This is a genomic window from Neobacillus driksii (assembly GCF_013409995.1).
Taxonomy (GTDB): Bacteria; Bacillota; Bacilli; order Bacillales; family Cytobacillaceae; genus Neobacillus; species Neobacillus driksii.
This window is the reverse complement of the sequence record NZ_JACCBX010000006.1, coordinates 89,668-107,841: the sequence shown is the minus strand read 5'-3', so window position 1 is coordinate 107,841 and position 18,174 is coordinate 89,668. Positions and strand designations below refer to the sequence as shown.

Below are 18,174 nucleotides of genomic sequence, written 5' to 3'. Positions count from 1 at the left end.
TTAAGCTTCTTCTCTACGAACCCAAATATCTAAGATGACCGCCAATCCAATAATCGCACCCTTAATCATCAATTGATAGGCATAGGTCATACCTAATAGAGTTAAACCATTACTTAGTACGCCAATGATAAGGGCACCGCCGAGAGTTCCAAGAACAGTACCTTGACCTCCGCTAAACTTTGTTCCTCCCAATACGACTGCGGCAATCGCATCAAGTTCCCAGCCTGTACCGGAATCCGGAAGACCTGCTGATAGACGCCCGGATAAAACAACCCCGCTAAATGCTGATAGGAAACCGCAAATAACGAAAACCATAATTTTTACTCTACCAACATTCACTCCAGCTAGTGAAGCTGCAATCGGACCGCCGCCAGTTGCATAAATATGTCTCCCAAAAACAGTTCTGTTTAAAGTGAAATGGGCCATAATTAGAATCGCAGCAAGATAGATTAAGACAACCGGGATCGGTCCAATATTCATGGTTGTTAAATCAACATACGTAGACGAGTTAATCGTAATCGGTGCTGAACCAGGACTTGACGCTAACGAAAGCCCCCTTAATACAGACATGGTAACTAATGTGGCTAAAAAGGCTGTAACCCGAACCTTTACGACCATCATCCCATTAAATAACCCAATCAACGCACCTAAAACAAGAGATAAAGAGATTACCAGAATGGGATCCATCCCTTTTTGAAGTGTGATCGCCGCAAACATTCCAGTAATTCCAATAATGGATCCAACTGATAAGTCAATTTCTCCAGCAATGATGACATACGTCATCCCAAAAGCCACAATTGCAATCATTGCCATTTGACGAATGATATTCATAAAATTACTAAAGGTCAAAAAATAAGGAGAAAGATAGCTAAAGACAAACGCTAGTATTATAAGCCCTATAAATATAATGGCTTGTGATGAGGTTAACATTTTTCCTATCTGTAAAGCCTTTTTGTTATTCGTTTTTGAATTGATGGATTGTCTTTCTACTCCTAAACTCATTTAAACCCCCCCAGTTGCATAATATAAAATATTTTTATCCGTAATCTCTGAATCTTTCAGTACCTTCTTTACCTTTCCGTCATAGAGAACGATCGTACGGTCGGCCAGTGACACAAGCTCTGGTAATTCGGAAGAAACCACGATAATGGACATGCCTTGTTCGGTTAATTGACGAAATAACATTTGTAATTCTGTTTTTGCTACAATATCAATTCCTTGAGTCGGTTCATCAAGCAATAGAATTTTTGGGTTCAGATTTAAACATCTGGAAATGACCACCTTTTGTGCATTTCCTCCACTTAACTTCCCAACCTTTTTCTTTGGATCACCAGGACGGATGTTTAAATGATCAATGTTTTGTTTGGCAATCCTGTCCTCTTCCCTAAATTTAATGACACCTTGTGGGAATAGGTGAGGAAGATTGGTCAAGGTAACATTTTCTTTTATTGACATACCAGGAATGATTCCTTCATTTCTTCGATCTTCTGGGACCATAATAATCCCTAATCGAATAGCATCATGAATCGACTTTATCCTTACAATCTCACCATTTAATTGAATGGCTCCTGAGGTGATTGGATCGATTCCTGAAATCGCCCTTAAAATCTCCGTCCTGCCGCTGCCTAATAACCCGGCAATTCCTAAGATTTCACCTTTAAATAGATCAAAACTTAAATTGCTGAATTTTTGTCCTGACAGATTGTTTACCTGTAAGACAGGACCTGCCTCTTTACTGATTTTTTTGCTTTTTTCTGATGTATCATAAAGCAACTCATTATCGCCTATCATCATGTTAATGATTTGTGTAGTGCTAGCCTCTTTAGTTGGTATGGTGTGAATTTTTTTCCCATCTCTAAGGACGGTCAGCCGATTGGATATTTCAAAGATTTCATCCATGCGATGTGATACATATATAATGGCTGTACCTCTAGAGGTTAACGTTCGAATAATCTCAAAAAGCTTTTCCTGTTCATCCTGCGTTAACGCTGTAGTGGGTTCATCCATGACAATTATTTTTGCATCACTGGAGATAGCTCTTGCAATCTCGATTAGCTGCCTTTCCCCCATACTTAAATCCTTTACAATCTGGGAAGGGGATAAATTCATTCCTAGACTTTCAAGAAGCGTTTGTGCCTCTTTTTCCATTTGTTTATCGTCTAATCTGATATCCTTTTTCTTTTCTCTTGATAAAAATAAATTTCCGGCTACAGTTAGATTCGGCAATATACTTAACTCTTGGAAGATCATGGCAATTCCCTGTTCTTGAGATGAACTTCTTGAGTTAATATGTACTTGCTTTCCATCTATTAAAATACTTCCGTTTTCAGGGCGATACACTCCTGCAAGAATTTTCATTAAGGTTGTTTTCCCTGCTCCATTACCACCCAGCAAAGCATGAACTTCTCCTTTTCTCAGGTCAAAGTCGACATTATCGACAGCCTTAAAACCCGAAAAAACCTTTGTTATTTGTTTCATTTCAAGGATATTTTGAACCAAGAATTACCCCTCCTAGAAATGTCTCTGGGTTAGATCTTTTCTAACCCAGAAACAAAGTTTTAACCGAATTACTCAGCTAAAGTTTTTTGAAATACTGTCTTATATTGTTCTTTCACATTCTCTGGTGAAGTAGGTAATGTTGGAACGGTTACATATTTAGGAACTTCGCCGCCTGCAAGTTTCTTTAACAAGGCTAAAGTCTTGTATTTTCCTTCTGCATACAAGTCTTGAGAAGATGTGAATACCACAATCTTATTTCCCTTTTCCATACCTTGAGCTAAATGGTCACTTAAGTCATGTGTTACGACAAAAACATCATCACGTCCAGAAGTTCTTACCGCTGCTTCCATCCCTATTGCCGGTGTTTCATAAACGCCAAATCCTCCGACTACATCAGGGTGTGCAGTTAAGATATTTTCAAATTCTTGCTGAGCCTGGTCTGCAGTATCTGACTGACCCCTTGCCACAATGTTATATCCTTCTTCACGAACGGCATCTTCGAACCCTCTTACTCGTTGTTCACAAGTTAGAATATAGGCTCTTAAACCCATCGTTGCTAAGGATTTACTTTTAATTCCTTCTTCCTGCAGCTTTTTCACTAAAGCTTTTCCTGCTTCAAATCCGCCGCCATATCCATCTGGATCTACTAAACTAGTAAATTCACCTTGGTTCGGAGGCCCCCCGCCAAGGACAATCGGAATCTTTGCTTCATTTAATTTCTTAACTGCTGGTCCAAATGCAGCTGTATCTACCCCAATCGCTACGACACCATTTACTTTTTGAAGGATTAAGGATTCAACGTCACTCATTTGCTTATTTAAATTTCTTTGTGCATCCGTTTGAACATATTTTCCGCCAAAAGATTCAACAGTCTCTTTAATCGCCTGGCCAATTACCTTCTCTGACGCAATGTCCCCAAAGTGTACAGAATAGCCAATAAATGGTTTCATCGCTTTAATTTTCTCAATTTCCTCTGGTGTTAATTCCAGACTTTCTACACCTGCTGCCTTTCCTAATACCTTTTCTTCCTTTAAAGGCGGCAAAGCTGCTAACCCATTAGCGGCTTCCTTTTGTGCCGCCGGAGTTTCTTTCGCTGCTTCTTGATTTCCCCCACAACCTGCTAACAAACCAATCATCAGTAATGAACTCCCTAAAATTGATGCAAATTTTTTTCCTTTTTTCATTTTATATCTCTTCCCCCCTGAAAAAATAATGATTACTACAATTTCTATAGTACAAGGAATGGAAATGATAAAAAATTAATAAAATTGCGAATAAAAATACATATTATTGTTAACGCTTTCATAAGAAATAGCAAGTGCCCGTTTAGCAGCGTATGGGCTGGAGGGCTTCTTGAAATAAAAAAAGCCTCTCCATAATTTCTAATGGAAAGACAAAAAAGTTTTTTATTGAATAGCAATTCTCCTAATTCTTTCTTCAGATGCTTGGGTATGATGAATCTCATCAACAATTTGCCCATCACGCAAAACTAAGATTCTATTGCACAAGCCGATTAGTTCGGTAATGTCGGAGGAAATAACCATGATCCCCTTCCCTTTCTGTGCAAGATCATGAATTGCTAAATATAATTCACATCTTGATCCGATATCAATCCCTCGAGTCGGTTCATTTAATAATAGCAATTCACTGTCTGCGACCAACCATTTCCCTAGTATTACCTTTTGCTGATTTCCGCCGCTTAAATATTTAATTTGACCATGGATATGTTTTAATTTGATATCTAGTTCCATTACTTTTTCTAATGCAGTATCTTGCTCTTCATTGATCTGAATAACTTGCCATCTATTGAATTTATCCAAACTTGGCATGGTAAGGTTTTGTGATATATCCATATTCGTCAAAAGACCCTCTTCTAGACGATTTTCGCTAACGTATCCAATATGCTTATCTACAGCCTCGTAAGGATGCTCTAGTTTAATTTTTTTACCTCGCCAATAAATATGGCCTGAATCTTTTGTCACTTGTCCAATGATGATTTTAGATAACTCCGTTCGGCCTGATCTTGATAAACCCGTTATTCCAAGTATTTCGCCTTCATATAACGAGAAGTTAATATTTTTTAATACCGGAGCCCGTGACAAATTCTCAACCTGCAGCATCTCTTCCCCTTGATGATCGAAAATAGGCGGGAAATAATGACGAATATCCTTTCCGATCATTCGTTTCACCATTTCGCGTTTATTTACGGTTTTGATTTCGTTCGTACTGATATGCAGGCCATCTCTTAAAATAGTCACCCGGTCACTTATTTTTATGACTTCATCCAATTGATGGGAAATAAAGATAATTCCTATTCCTTGCTTTTTAAATTCTTTGATTAGGTTATACAATCGGTTCCGTTCTACTTCATTTAAGTTTGCCGTTGCTTCGTCCATAAGTAAAATTTTTGATTTCTTACTAAGAGCTCTAGCAATGGAAACGATATATCGTTCACCAGGATCTATCGAAGAAACAAGTTTATTGGGGTTCATTGGGCACCCAAGAAGTTCTAATAAGCGCCTTGCTTCATTCTTCATCTTAATAAAGTTTGGAATAAATCCAAATAGTTTAAGATAGTTGCCTAAAAAGATGTTTTCAGCAATACTCATACTTCGAACTAACATTGGTTCCTGGTAAATCGTTGAAATACCTAATTTTTGTGCTTCCTGAGTGGAAGAAATTTTTACCTTTTCTTCATTTATATAAATCTCTCCCTCATCAGGGGAATAAATGCCGGCAATCATTTTAATTAAGGTGCTTTTACCAGCTCCATTTTGTCCGATAATCGAATGGACTTCACCTGCTTTTAATTCAAAGTCAATTCCATCTAAAACTTTTGTACCAAAAAATGATTTATGAATATTTTTCATTTCTAGAAGCATAAATCCACCTACCAACTTAAATACATATTTAATTACCAAAAGTTTACATGATAAAATAACAAAATATAATTAAAAATATTGCGGAAAAAACTACATATTTTTACCTTGAGCAACACTATATTCAAATTACAACCATTTATCTATACTTTAATCTTTCTATATTTTCCCGGCGGACTCCCTGTAATTTTTTTAAAAAGCAGATTGAAATAATTAGCATTTTCATAGCCTATTAACGATGCTATTTCTCTCACAGAAAGGTTAGAATGCTCTAGTAACCTTTTTGCTTCTTCTATACGGCACTGAATCATGTATTGAATTGGTGGTAACCCCACTTCTTCTTTAAAAACATGAGATAAATGGTAGGGGCTTACATAAACTAAATTGGCTAAATCGTTTAATGTCAGTTCTTGCCGAAAATTTTCTTCTATATATTTTTTTACTTCTAGGCACACTAAAGAAAGGGAAGGATGATTGGCATTTTTCAATAGACGAGTAACTTTAATTATAACGGTTTGTAATATAGAGGATATAATATCTTGATATCCAGCATGTTTCGTGTCATATTCACTTAAAATAGCGTTTAAGCAGTTATTAATCTCCACTTTTTCTTCTTGCAAATGAATAATAGGAATATCAGTAGAATCAGATAGACAACCTTTTTCAATACCATTAATGTGCAGATTTGAAAAACTGACAGATATCCCTTTAAGAGGGTTGTCAACGCAAGATTTTCCTTCGGTATTACTAAAAGGATTAAAAATGATAAGATCTCCTTCTTGTCCGACAAAATGCTTTTCTTCAAAAATAAAATGTCCAATACCCCCTTGGATGTAAATAATCTCCGTATAGTCAGTATCGTAATGTTTTTTATACCAATTAGGACTGTTGTGATTGATTTCATTTGTAGCAATAAATCGAGGAGCATTTAAAATAATAGAGGATTTCCCCACGAGTATGTCCCCTTTCAGTATAAAATGAGCACCCTAGGTAGTCCATTTATGACCAAAGGTACACTCCGACTGCTTTATTTGATTAATTAGGAGCTTTTATTAGTAAAAGAGGCTCTAGAAATTGAGCCTCTTTATTTTATAGCTGGTTGTTATTTTGCTGCGCCTTGAATGGATTCAGGTGCCTCTTGATGGTAAACAAGTTTCCAGGCATCCAATACATTTTCCTTCGTTACATTTAACGCCGGGACAGCTACATATGACGGGGCATCTTTACCAAGTAAGGCATAACCGGCTAAAATCGCTTCTGAAATTCCCTGATCATATGGCAATTGAGCACCCAGCCCTTTAATCATTCCGGCTGAAGCAATATCCAATGCAACGTTTGTCCCTAAATCAATGGTTGTAATCACAAAATCTTTCTTTCCTGCCGTACGCGCTGCTGCCAAAGCACCTTCAGCCGGAACGTCCCAAACGACAAACATTCCATCGAGATCACGATTTTTGGTCAGCATTCCCGATGCCACTTTCTCACCATCGTTAGGTCCTATGATGCCGCCTCGTTCCACAATTTTGATATTCGGATATTTTTCCTTGATTGTTTTTTCAAAGGCTTCTGTACGCTGTTTTGTTACAAAGTAATCAGCATCATGATAAATGACACCGATTTTTCCTTTTTCACCGAGTTGTTTGGCCATGATATCTGCTGCTTGAACACCATTTCCGTAGTTGTCAGCAGAGACTACACTCACATAATCCTTGCCAGCTTCTAATCCTTGTGGTTTATTATCCATAAACACGACTTTCACTCCTGAATCCGCCGCTTTCTTAAAAGCTGAGGCAGTTGAAACAGGATCTACTGGAATCCCAACAATAATATCTGGCTTTTTAGCTAAAACAGTTTCAATATCGGATACTTGTTTCTCAGCCTTGAACTGAGCATCTGTTACTGCCACTACTTTAATTCCCATTTTTGCAAAAGTTGCTTTTAATCCTTCGATTTGAGCAGTTGCCCAGTCATTACCAGCATAGTGCATGACAATTGCCGCTGTGTATTTACCTTCTTTGATCTTTTGTACTTCTTCTTCCGTAAGCTGCAATGTTTTCGCTGAAACTGCAGCTTCTCCACTAGGCCCTTTACTTAGGATTTCTTGATCAGGAATCTCTTGATTTATGGTGATTGGACCTGAACTAGCAGTTGTTTCTTCTGTTTTAGTGTTTTCTGCCTCTTTACTTCCGCCGCTAGTAGTGTTGCTATCCTTGCCGCATCCGACAAGTGCGATACTAGTAATAAATAGAATCATAGTGATAAAAGATACTATCTTTTTCATGATTTTCCCCCTTAGGTATATAATTTTTTTACACTTTGATAGAAGTATCGAATGCTTATTGCTTTTATGTATCGCATCCTCTCCTCGGGTGTAATCGATTACATTTTTAGTTAAATAAAATACATGCATTCTTATCTATAAGTAAAAATTCACTGGGCGAATCAGCAATTCTTCATACCCTTAGTTCGCCCAGTATTCGCTTTTAACTTAGAGTTATTTTACTCCCAGCCAATTTCTTTCATTTTCTCTTTTAAGTATTTAATCGATTCTTTCGCAAACCAATCTGGTTCAGACGCTCTCGCATTGAATCCAACTTCCATTGCTAGATATCCATCATAATTGATATCTTTTAACGCTCTTAATACCGCATCATAATCACATTTTCCTTGTCCAGGAGGCAGGCGGTCGCTGTCAGCGATATGAACATGATGGAGCTTATCTTTCATGCGGTATACATAGTCACTTGCTACTTCATTTCGATATAATGCATGGAACGTGTCAAACATGACCTTGACATTATCCATACCTGACTGCTCTGCTAAAAGAAGGGCATCATCAGCTGTTTCAATTAAGTTGCTGTCTGCAGGAGTTGGTTCAACCACAAGTGTCACACCAAGATCCTTAGCATATTTGGCTACTTCAATTAAGCCTTCTAAACTGTAGTTCCAAGCTTCTTGCTGTGAAGTTCCAAAAACCACCCAGCCTGCAATCCACATAACGGTTGGGCATTCCCATTCATGCGCTAAACGAACAACTTCCTTATAATGTTTAATCGTAAATTCTCTTTCTTCCTTTAAAGGAGAGCTTGGGTTCATCCCTGGACCGCCGCCTGGTGCGGGAAGCATCGATGAAACCTTTAAGTTCTTTTCCTTAAGCAATTTTTTGATTTCTTGTCTTCTTTCAGGTGATAAATAGTCTGGCCAGGCATGCGGGGCTGCACAGCCAATTTCAATCGCATCGTAACCAAAAGAAGAAAGACGGTTGATAACTTCCTCTAATGGATAAGAAGAAAGCCAGTTTGGAAAACTACTATAAACCCATGTATTAAATGAAATTCCTTTCATAGTGAACAGCTCCTTTTATAAGTAATCGCTTTAATGACAGCCTATCCGACAATATGGGCAGCTGATTCGACAGTAATGCCCTGCCATCCGACAGTAATATCTCTTTGTGCGATAGTAAGGACGAATTATCCGACAGTAACGCCCACCTTCTATCGCTTTCCCCTTTTCTTACTCCCAAACAAAGACCGCTTTTTCAGTTTTTCTTTCATCAAACATACGGAATGCTGTTTCTGCTTCTTCCAATTTAAATTGATGTGTCACTAGTTTTTCAACAGGCAGATTTTTTCTCACAATGAATTCTGCTATTTCGTCGAACTCTTGAATTGGGAAGTACCAAGAACCCATCACGGAAATTTGTTTACGGATTAACTGCTGACTAGGCTTGATCGTTGTTTCTTTGCTTTCACCAATGAATGCCACGCGGCCGTGCGCTCTCACACAATCTAGTGCATCATTTTCAGCATATGGGCTTCCGGAGCAATCGATCGCTGCGTCTGCACCGGCACCATTTGTAATACGGGCAATTTCTTCTTTAACATTCATCGTTTTACCATTGATGGTGTAATCTGCACCTAATTCTTTCGCAAGCTCCAATCGCTCATCCAGCATGTCAACTGCAATAACTGTTGCGCCTAATCCTTTGGCGATCATCACACCGGCACCACCCATTGGGCCCATACCAAAAATAACAAGGTAATCTCTTCCGGAAATTCCTAATCTCTTTTGAGCGTGATAAAGTGTTCCTACTGCATCTGTTGACACGGCAGCTGTTACAAAGCTCATACTATCTGGAAGTCTCATGCAATTTTCAGCTGGAACTACCATATACTCAGCGTCACCGCCATGAGAGTCAAAACCGATGCACTTAAATTCTTTACAGAACATTTTGTAGCCACTCTTACAATGAGCACATTCACCGCAGCCTAATGCTAAGTAAACGGCAACCCGATCACCAGGCTTAAAATTAGATACACCATTACCTACTTCTGTAATAACTCCCGCAGGCTCATGTCCAGGCACCGTACATCCACATTTTGTACCTTCAAAAACAGATGTTCCGTAGTATAAGCTCATATCACTGCGGCAAATAGCAGACGCCTTTAATTGAATGAGTACTTCTCCTTGTCCTGGTGTTGGGACTTCAACCTGACGAATTTCTACCTTTTTGTCTCCTGGAAAAAATACTGCTTGCATTGTTGTCATCGTACTGCCTCCAATAAGTTAGTTTGAATCATAAAAATTAAGCCCACCACATATCAGTTACTTGTTCCTTAAACATGGCGGCTTTTAATAGAGATATCGCTTTCTTTAATCCCTCATCTGTTGAAGCCAGCATGTCTTCATGTTCAATGGAAATGACATAATCATAACCAACCGCTCTTAAGGCGCTCACAATGTCTTTCCACATTTTTTCATCCGAGCCATATCCTACAGATCTAAATGTCCATGAACGGTCTAAAATTTCGCTGTAATGCTTTGTATCTAAAACACCATTTACACTAATATTGGCTTGATCTAAATAAGTGTCTTTCGCATGAAAATGGAAAATCGCTTTTTCACGGCCAAGTTTTTTAATGGCCTCGACCGGGTTAATTCCTTGCCAGATTAAGTGGCTTGGATCAACGTTTGCGCCAATATTTTCGCACGTCTGCTCCCTTAACTTCAGTAATGTTTCTGGATTATAGACCACAAAGCCGGGATGCATTTCAAAAGCAATTTGATTAATGCCGTGCTGTTTTGCGAATTTCGCTTCCTCTCTCCAATAAGGAATCACGACTTCGTTCCATTGCCAGTTCAACACGTCTAAATATTCCGGCGGCCATGAACATGTAACCCAATTTGGATTCTTGCTGCTTAGATGATCACCCGGACAGCCGGAAAAACCATTGATAACAGGAACCTCTAAATGTTCTGCCAGTAAAACGGTTTTTCGCCAAACGTCATGTGACTCTTTGGCTATTGTTACATTCGGATGCAGCGGATTCCCGTGGCAGCTTAAACCACTGATGGTCATTCCCCTTGTTTCAAGCGCTCGCAGGAATGCTCTGGTTTTTTCAGGTGAGGCAAGCAATTCATCCGGATTACAGTGATGGTTGCCGGGATAATTTCCTGTCCCCAATTCAACGGCTTCAACACCCATACCTGCTAATTTATCCAGCATTTCTTCAAATGGCAGATTCTGATACAGCGGAGTAAATACACCTAGTTTCATGCTAGAACCTCCTTGCTTGCCTGAACCTTTACCCATTTCTGCTGCTGATGGCTCTCCAAGATCGCATCTGTAATACACATGGAAATGTGGCCATCTACAAATGTCGCAAACTTATGCTTGTCTGTTTTCAGGCTCTTTCCTTCGCGAACAAAAGAGTAGAAATTTAACATCATATTTTTTAATGCATCCGGCCAGCCTTCATTATGCCCACCTGGATGATGGATAGCTGATCTTGCCTCCGCTGAGAATAACGCAGGGTCTGCTAAAAGGACTTCATTCGCTTTATCCCGGTGTCCGATCCATAATTTTTCTGGTTCTTCCTGGTTCCAGAAAACAGAGCTGTGGCTTCCGTTGATTTCAAAGCTTAGTCTATTTTTCCGGCCGGCACTTACTTGAGATACCGTAAAGACTCCTCTTGATCCATCTTCAAAGCGAACTAGAACGGATGCATAGTCTTCTGTATTGATTAGAACATCTTCATATTCCATATCTTCTTTATTCTTGGCTCCAAATGTAGCTACATTTCCTGTAGGCTTCTTTCTTACTGGAACAACAGTTGCTAAATCAGCAAATACTTCCACGATCTTTTTACCTGTTACAAATTGGACAGTATCGCACCAATGGGACCCAATATCCGCTACCGCCCGTGATTTCCCGCCTACTTCCGGCGCTAAACGCCAGTTATAATCTGTTTCATACAATAACCAATCCTGCAGATAGCTTCCGTGTACCAAATTCACATTTCCAAGGTCACTTTTTTCAATCATCGCTTTTAAGTTTTGGACACTGGCATGCTGTCTGTAATTGAAGTTCACCGCATGGACAACGCCGTGTTTTTCTGCTAACTCCAGCAATTCCGCTGATTCTTTACTATTCATTGCCAGCGGTTTCTCTGATACTACATGCTTTCCTGCTAAAATGATCTCTTTATTAATTGCAAAGTGAAGGTGATTTGGTGTGCAATTGTGCACGACCTGGATTTCACTGTCTTTTAGCATTTCACGGTAATCAGCATAAGCTTTCGGGATTCCAAGCTCAGCCGCCTTATTTTCAGCAACTGCTTGGCTTGTTTCTGCCAATCCAACTACATCAACAAAGCCAAGCCTTCTGATGGCTTCAATATGTGTTGGGCCAATAAAACCAGTACCAATGATACCAACTTTAATCTTCTCCACTTTTCTTCCTCCTGTTCAAAAAGTTAATCGTGTTGTCAAAAGTTGAAACTTTGATGTTTTTTGTTCGCCTAATCTCTTCATTCCACGAACTTTGATGAGAATTCTGCCAGTTATATCATTAATCCGGCTGATTTTCGGGTGAATTCCGCCAGATTCACAATTGTTGGGGTCCAACCATATTTTTTTATAGCAACAATCGGTGGTATATGACGAACGTTCTAATAATTATCGTTTCATTGCTTTTTTACCAAATGCCACAGCCAAGATAATGATAATTCCTTTGATAATCATTTGCTGGCTGACATCCAGACCCATAATAATCAAACCGTTGTTGATCGTACCGATCATTAACGAACCAACCAGTGTTCCGATAATCGTTCCTACACCACCAAACAAGCTTGTTCCCCCAAGGATAACTGCAGCGATAACAGAAAGCTCATCCCCTTCACCGAAGGAAAAACGTCCTGCATTCATACGACCCGCGTAGAGAAGACCAGCTAAACCAGCCATTACACCAGTTCCAAGGAATACCATCAGCTTAATTTTCATTGTCTTCACACCTGAAAATCTTGCAGCGCTTTCATTTCCGCCTGTAGCAAGCACCTGACGGCCAAATGCTGTTTTACGAAGCAACACATGGGCGATAACCGTAAACACTAGAGTCCAAATTAGAAGAACCGGAATTGGACCAATGTCACCAGATCCAAAAATAAAGTTGAAATTTGCATCTACAATTGGAACTGGTGCTGTGTCTGTAACCCACATCGCAAAACCTTTAACCGCTCCCATTGTTCCCAATGTTACAAGGAAGGAAGGAATGGCTACCTTTGTAACAAGCAAACCATTGATTAAACCAACCACAAGTCCCGTACTTACACCGCCGATGAGTCCTCCCACAATGCCATAACCGGCTTGGATCGCCAATGCACCTACAAGAGAAGAAAGAGCGGCAATGGAACCAACAGAAAGGTCAATTTCACCTGTACTGATTACAAATGTCATTGCCAACGCCATTAAGGAAATGGTAGCAGTTTGTCTAACAATATTTAACAAGTTTCCTGATGTTAAAAACCCTTCATCACCTAAGCTGATAGAAAAATAGATTAATACTCCTACGAAAGCGAAATAAACAATATAATTGCGCCATTCGAAGCCTTTCAATGCCGGAGCTGCCGGCTTTTGTATATTAGAAACCTTGGATTGCATATTGTAATTCCTCCTCTGTTTTAATCTCTTTGCGTGTCATCTCCTTCTTTATTTTCCCATCATGCATGACGACCACACGGTCACTCAAGGCAAGCAGTTCTGGGAGTTCAGAGGAGACCACAAGGATTGCCTTGCCAGTTTCGGCCATTTCTCGAATAATTTCAACGATTTCTGTTTTTGCACCAATATCCACACCAATGGTTGGTTCATCTAGCATCAGTACGGTAGGGTCATTCGCCAGCCATTTGGCGAGAACGATTTTTTGCTGATTACCGCCTGATAACAGTCTTGCTTGTTTAAAAATATGATCCGTTTTAATATTGAGCTTTTGAACAAAATCATTACTAATGTCATTTGATTTTTTATTATCTATAAAAGCTCCTTTTTTAACCTTCGAAAGAATTGGAAGAATCATATTATCTTTGACACTATGTTCAAGAACCAAGCCTTGCATTCGGCGATCCTCCGGTATCAAAGCAAGACCGGCATCGATTGCATTTCTTGGATTATTAATCCTTTGTTTTTGTCCGTTTACGTAGATTTCTCCACTCTCAATCGGATCAATTCCAAACAGACTTCGAAGTAATTCTGTTCTCCCGCTTCCCATCAGCCCGGCAATTCCGACGATTTCACCCGGCTGAATTTTAAGATTGATATCTTGAACATTTCCGGCTGTTAAGTTTCTCACTTCAAATATCGGCGGTACGTCAGTAGCGTAAGCACGTTCCTTCCATTCAAATGCTTGGTCAAACTCCATACCGACAATATGTTGAATAACGGTGTCAAGATCGGTTTCACTGCATGTTTCAGTTGTGATATACCGCCCATCACGTAATATTGTAATTCGGTCACATATTTCAAAGATTTCATCCATCCGGTGTGAAATATAGATGATGGAATATCCTTTTGCTTTCAATTTGTTAATAAAGCTAAATAATACTTCTGTTTCATTTTTAGTTAATGAAGAGGTTGGCTCGTCCATGATAAGAATTTTCGCTTCTTGGGAAAGTGCTTTGGCAATTTCCGTCATCTGCCAATAGCCAACGCCAAGGTTTTGCACAATATCAGTTGGTTTAATATCTACGCCTAATTCCTCTAACAGTTTTTCCGTTTTCTTTTCACAATCTTTGTCATCGAGCAGTCCTAATGAGTTTTTCTTCTCACGTGTAAGATAGATGTTTTGGGCAACGGTAAGGGTTGGAATTAAGCTAAACTCTTGGAAAATCATCGATATATTATTTTTTTGTGCTTCTTCATAACTTTTAATACTCACAGGTTTTCCGTCAATCAGAATGTCGCCGCTATCTGCGGTATAAACACCTGTTAAAATTTTCATTAACGTCGATTTCCCGGCACCATTTCCCCCCATCAAGGCGTGAACTTCACCTTTTTTCACGGAGAAATTAACATCTTTTAATACGGGAATACCGTTAAATGATTTACTAATATTTTTCATTTCTAGAATAGGTTGTTCCATCCAAGTTCACCTTCTTTTCGTGATAGAGGCTGCTTTTCGGGCAGCCCCTATCCTATTTTTTATTTCATTGCATCTTGAACTGTTTTAGGTGCTTCTGTCCCGTAGATCAGCTTCCAAGAATCTAATACATTATCTTTTGTGACTTTAATCGATGGCGAAGCAACATAAGCTGGTGCTTCCTTACCTAATAGTGCATAACCGGAAAGAATCCCTTGTGCAACACCTTGGTCATATGGCAGCTGAGCTCCAAGCCCTTTTACGATTCCATCCTGTGCAATTGAAATTGCAACGTTTGTTCCCAAGTCAACAGTTGTTACAACAAGATCATTTTTGCCTGCAGTGCGGGCAGCTGCCATAACACCTTCAGCAGGTACATCCCATGGAGCAAAGATTCCATCAATATCTTTATTTCTTGTAAGCATCGCAGAAGCTACTTTTTCAGCATCGTTTGGACCGGTAATACCGCCTTTTGCTACAATCTCAATATTTGGATATTTTTCCTTGATTCTTGCTTCAAAGGCATCCGAACGATTTTTTGTTACAAAGAAGTTTACATCGTGATATACAATACCAACTTTACCTTTACCACCTAGTTTTTCAGCCATAACGTCCGCTGCTGTTGCTCCATTACCCGCGTTGTCACCAGATACAATACTGATGTAATCTTTTCCAGGGGCAAGGCCTTCTGCAGCTCCATCCATAAATACTAATTTAACCCCTTGTGCAACTGCTTTTTTATAAGCCGGTGCTGTAGAAACGGCATCAACTGGAACTGAAATCATGATGTCAGGTTTTTTTGCTAAAACCGTTTCAATATCATTTACTTGCTTTTCTGCTTTAAACTGTGCATCTGTTACAGCAACTACTTTGATACCCATTTTCTTAAACGTATCCTGCATCGCACCTACTGCGGCATTCATATAGTCAGTACCAGAATAATGCATAACAATGGCTGCTTTATATTTTCCATCTTTAATCTTTTTTAGCTCTTCTTCCGTAAGCTGTAATGTCTTTGCTGAAACAGCTTGTTCACCGTTTGGACCTTTATCTTTAACTTCTAAGTCTGGAATTGCTGGATTGATCGTTAATGGACCTGAAGCTGATTCAGAATAGTTTTCATTCTTTTTTGTCGTTGCTTGATCACCTGAAGTAGATTTATTGCCGCCGCATCCCGCCATTACGATACTTAAAATCAATAACAATAATACCGAAAGTGAAAAACTCTTTTTCATTTGATTAACCCCCACTATTTTAGTTATTTAGTTGAAGCTCGTTATTTTGTTGGTACCACCCTTAGAATCTAAAGTGTGGCACCACCCCCTTTTCATAAATTGAAAGTTTAGTAAACTCTATCTAGTAATCGTTTACATTAAAGAGATAGAATAGGAATCTCATGGCCTTCCAAAAAAATGCAAAGGATTACATTTCTTATTAAAATTTTTAAATAGTTCTGACAGACTCCCTTACAACCAACTGGTCAGCTAAGATAATTTGCTCGCGTTTGACTTCCTCTTTGTTGATGAGCTTCATTAGTAATTCCATCGCCTTCTCACCAATTTCGAATGCTGGCTGTGCAATCGTTGTAAGACCCGGTTCAAATATGGAGGAAAATTTTAGATTATCAAAACCTAGAACCGAAATATCCTCAGGAACCTTAAGACCCTTTGATTTAATCGCCTTAATTACTCCCATTGCCATATCATCGCTTGCAGCAAATATCGCTGTTGGGAGTTGGCCAAGAGCGAAAAACTTCATCATGAGATTAAAACCGCTATCAAATGAGAAGTCACCCTCCTGGACTAACACCGGGTCAACGATAAGGTTTTTCCTTGCCATCGCCTGATAAAATCCTTTGAGGCGGTCTCGGCTCAATACGATATCGAGAGGTCCAGTGATGCAGCCAATTCTTACGTGTCCCAAATCGATTAAATATTCCGCTGCCTTTCTGGCACCACTGATATTATCAATCGAAACAGTTGGGATCCTGGAGCCCTCAATATATTCACAAGCCAGCACCACCGGAAAACATCGGGCCACCTCTTCAACGGCTGCTGCATCCATTCTGGCGGTTAATAAAACCATTCCATCTGCTTTTTTTTGCTGCAGGATGTTTAAATATCCCTTTTCTCGTTCCACATCATTACCTGTATCACCTAGTAAAACCTGATATCCGTTTGCCACAGCGACAGCTTCAATCCCCCTTAACACCTTTGAAAAAAAGGGATTTGTAATGTCAGGTACAACAACTAGGATCGTATTCGTTTCGAGCCTTCTTAGCTGGCGCGCTAAGAGATTAGGCTGATAATTCAATGCTTCAATCGCCTTTAACACTTTTTCCGTCGTTGTTTCCCTTACTGTTTCAGGCTTTGTTAATACTCGAGATACTGTTGCAGTAGAAACATTAGCCTTTTTTGCTACATCCACAATCCCAACCATCTTTGTTCTCTTTTCCTTTCCTGTTTCTATACTTGGATTGTAATCGATTACAAAATTGTCGTCTAATCGCCTTTAGACATGCTTTTTGTCCATTTGGCTGCTAATTTCTTTCATTCAGAAAACCCTTTCATTCATTCGAACAAAAAAAGCATTTTTTTTAAAAAATAAGACCCAGTAATTTTCCATTACTGAGCCTTACTTTTTACAACGATTTACATTTTTGCAACTCTGCAAGTTTATTCTTCGAAACCTTTGCAGTCTCTTCATAATTTTTAAAATAGGCATTGTACGATTGGCCAGACGCTTCAATTTTCGTTAAATGTTGCAAATTGATAATATAAGAACGATGGGAGGCAACAAATCGCGAATCAAGAATTTCTTCAAGGTCGGTTAACGCTTCATTTAACTCAATTTTTTGATTAACCGTATGAATGACGGACTTTCGGTCAGCTCTTTCAATAAAAATAATCTCCTCTAACGGAATAAAAGAATACTGGTTACGCTGTTTGATCATTAAATCCTTTTTGACAGGAGCAGCTGGCGTAACCGTGCCCGTTTGCTTTGAAAAGACTGCTGCCCGCTCTAAAGCGGAATAAAGCCTGTCTCGCTCAATCGGTTTCACAATGTAATCGATCGCATTCACCCCAAAGGCTTCCAGCGCGTATTCATCATGGCCTGTGATAAAAATAACCTGCAAGGTTGGCAGAATTTTTTTACACGATTTAACAGCTTCCATTCCGTTCAATAAAGGCATGTTAATATCAACTAACACGATGTCGGGCTTTTCCATCATTACCTTGTTGATTAAATCCTCACCATTTACTGCTTCTCCGACAATTTGATAGTTCGGAACAGATTTAATCAGATGCTTTAACAATTTTATAGATGGTGCATTGTCCTCTGCAATCAAAACTTTCATAAATCATCCCTCATGTAATTATGTTT

General features: G+C 39.2%; 15 protein-coding genes. All 15 read right to left on the bottom strand.

What is annotated here, in order from left to right; all coding sequences use genetic code 11:
• The 15 genes from F4694_RS14830 to F4694_RS14760 all read right to left on the bottom strand — a co-directional run bounded on the left by F4694_RS14830 (position 1) and on the right by F4694_RS14760 (position 18,148).
• Positions 1 to 1,002 (bottom strand): ABC transporter permease, encoded by a 1,002-nt coding sequence (locus F4694_RS14830; protein WP_179599252.1) that lies wholly within the window; start codon positions 1,000 to 1,002, stop codon positions 1 to 3.
• On the bottom strand, positions 1,003 to 2,499 hold the full coding sequence (locus F4694_RS14825) for a sugar ABC transporter ATP-binding protein (protein WP_179599250.1): 1,497 nt from the start codon (positions 2,497 to 2,499) through the stop codon (positions 1,003 to 1,005). It lies immediately after the preceding gene.
• A gap of 68 nt (positions 2,500 to 2,567) precedes the next feature.
• The gene (locus tag F4694_RS14820; RefSeq protein ID WP_179599248.1) at positions 2,568 to 3,683 is read right to left on the bottom strand and encodes a sugar ABC transporter substrate-binding protein; all 1,116 of its coding nucleotides are present in this window, start codon (positions 3,681 to 3,683) and stop codon (positions 2,568 to 2,570) included.
• 222 nt (positions 3,684 to 3,905) lie between these two features.
• A complete protein-coding gene (locus F4694_RS14815; RefSeq protein ID WP_179599246.1) occupies positions 3,906 to 5,381 on the bottom strand; it encodes a sugar ABC transporter ATP-binding protein in 1,476 nt (491 codons plus the stop codon).
• 140 nt (positions 5,382 to 5,521) lie between these two features.
• Positions 5,522 to 6,331: an AraC family transcriptional regulator gene (locus F4694_RS32835; RefSeq protein ID WP_179599244.1), complete on the bottom strand. Its 810-nt coding sequence runs from the start codon at positions 6,329 to 6,331 to the stop codon at positions 5,522 to 5,524.
• Positions 6,332 to 6,480: 149 nt separating this feature from the next.
• A complete protein-coding gene (locus F4694_RS14805) occupies positions 6,481 to 7,659 on the bottom strand; it encodes a substrate-binding domain-containing protein (RefSeq protein ID WP_179599241.1) in 1,179 nt (392 codons plus the stop codon).
• A gap of 218 nt (positions 7,660 to 7,877) precedes the next feature.
• Entirely contained in the window at positions 7,878 to 8,723 is an 846-nt protein-coding gene (locus F4694_RS14800) for a sugar phosphate isomerase/epimerase family protein (protein WP_179599239.1), read from the bottom strand.
• 168 nt (positions 8,724 to 8,891) lie between these two features.
• A complete protein-coding gene (locus F4694_RS14795) occupies positions 8,892 to 9,926 on the bottom strand; it encodes a zinc-dependent alcohol dehydrogenase family protein (protein ID WP_257029250.1) in 1,035 nt (344 codons plus the stop codon).
• A gap of 37 nt (positions 9,927 to 9,963) precedes the next feature.
• Entirely contained in the window at positions 9,964 to 10,935 is a 972-nt protein-coding gene (locus tag F4694_RS14790; RefSeq protein ID WP_179599237.1) for a sugar phosphate isomerase/epimerase family protein, read from the bottom strand.
• The gene (locus tag F4694_RS14785; protein ID WP_179599235.1) at positions 10,932 to 12,110 is read right to left on the bottom strand and encodes a Gfo/Idh/MocA family protein; all 1,179 of its coding nucleotides are present in this window, start codon (positions 12,108 to 12,110) and stop codon (positions 10,932 to 10,934) included. The genes F4694_RS14790 and F4694_RS14785 overlap by 4 nt, the downstream gene beginning before the upstream one ends.
• Positions 12,111 to 12,335: 225 nt before the next feature.
• Positions 12,336 to 13,316: an ABC transporter permease gene (locus tag F4694_RS14780; protein WP_179599233.1), complete on the bottom strand. Its 981-nt coding sequence runs from the start codon at positions 13,314 to 13,316 to the stop codon at positions 12,336 to 12,338.
• Positions 13,297 to 14,793, bottom strand: coding sequence for a sugar ABC transporter ATP-binding protein (locus F4694_RS14775; protein ID WP_179599231.1), 1,497 nt, complete (start codon positions 14,791 to 14,793; stop codon positions 13,297 to 13,299). Before F4694_RS14775 ends, F4694_RS14780 begins: the two co-directional genes overlap by 20 nt.
• A 59-nt stretch (positions 14,794 to 14,852) precedes the next feature.
• Positions 14,853 to 16,025, bottom strand: a complete 1,173-nt coding sequence (locus F4694_RS14770) for a substrate-binding domain-containing protein (RefSeq protein ID WP_179599229.1) — start codon at positions 16,023 to 16,025, stop codon at positions 14,853 to 14,855.
• Positions 16,026 to 16,233: 208 nt separating this feature from the next.
• The gene (locus tag F4694_RS14765) at positions 16,234 to 17,229 is read right to left on the bottom strand and encodes a LacI family DNA-binding transcriptional regulator (RefSeq protein WP_179599227.1); all 996 of its coding nucleotides are present in this window, start codon (positions 17,227 to 17,229) and stop codon (positions 16,234 to 16,236) included.
• 202 nt (positions 17,230 to 17,431) lie between these two features.
• Positions 17,432 to 18,148: a LytR/AlgR family response regulator transcription factor gene (locus F4694_RS14760; protein WP_179599225.1), complete on the bottom strand. Its 717-nt coding sequence runs from the start codon at positions 18,146 to 18,148 to the stop codon at positions 17,432 to 17,434.
• Positions 18,149 to 18,174: the final 26 nt, after the last annotated feature.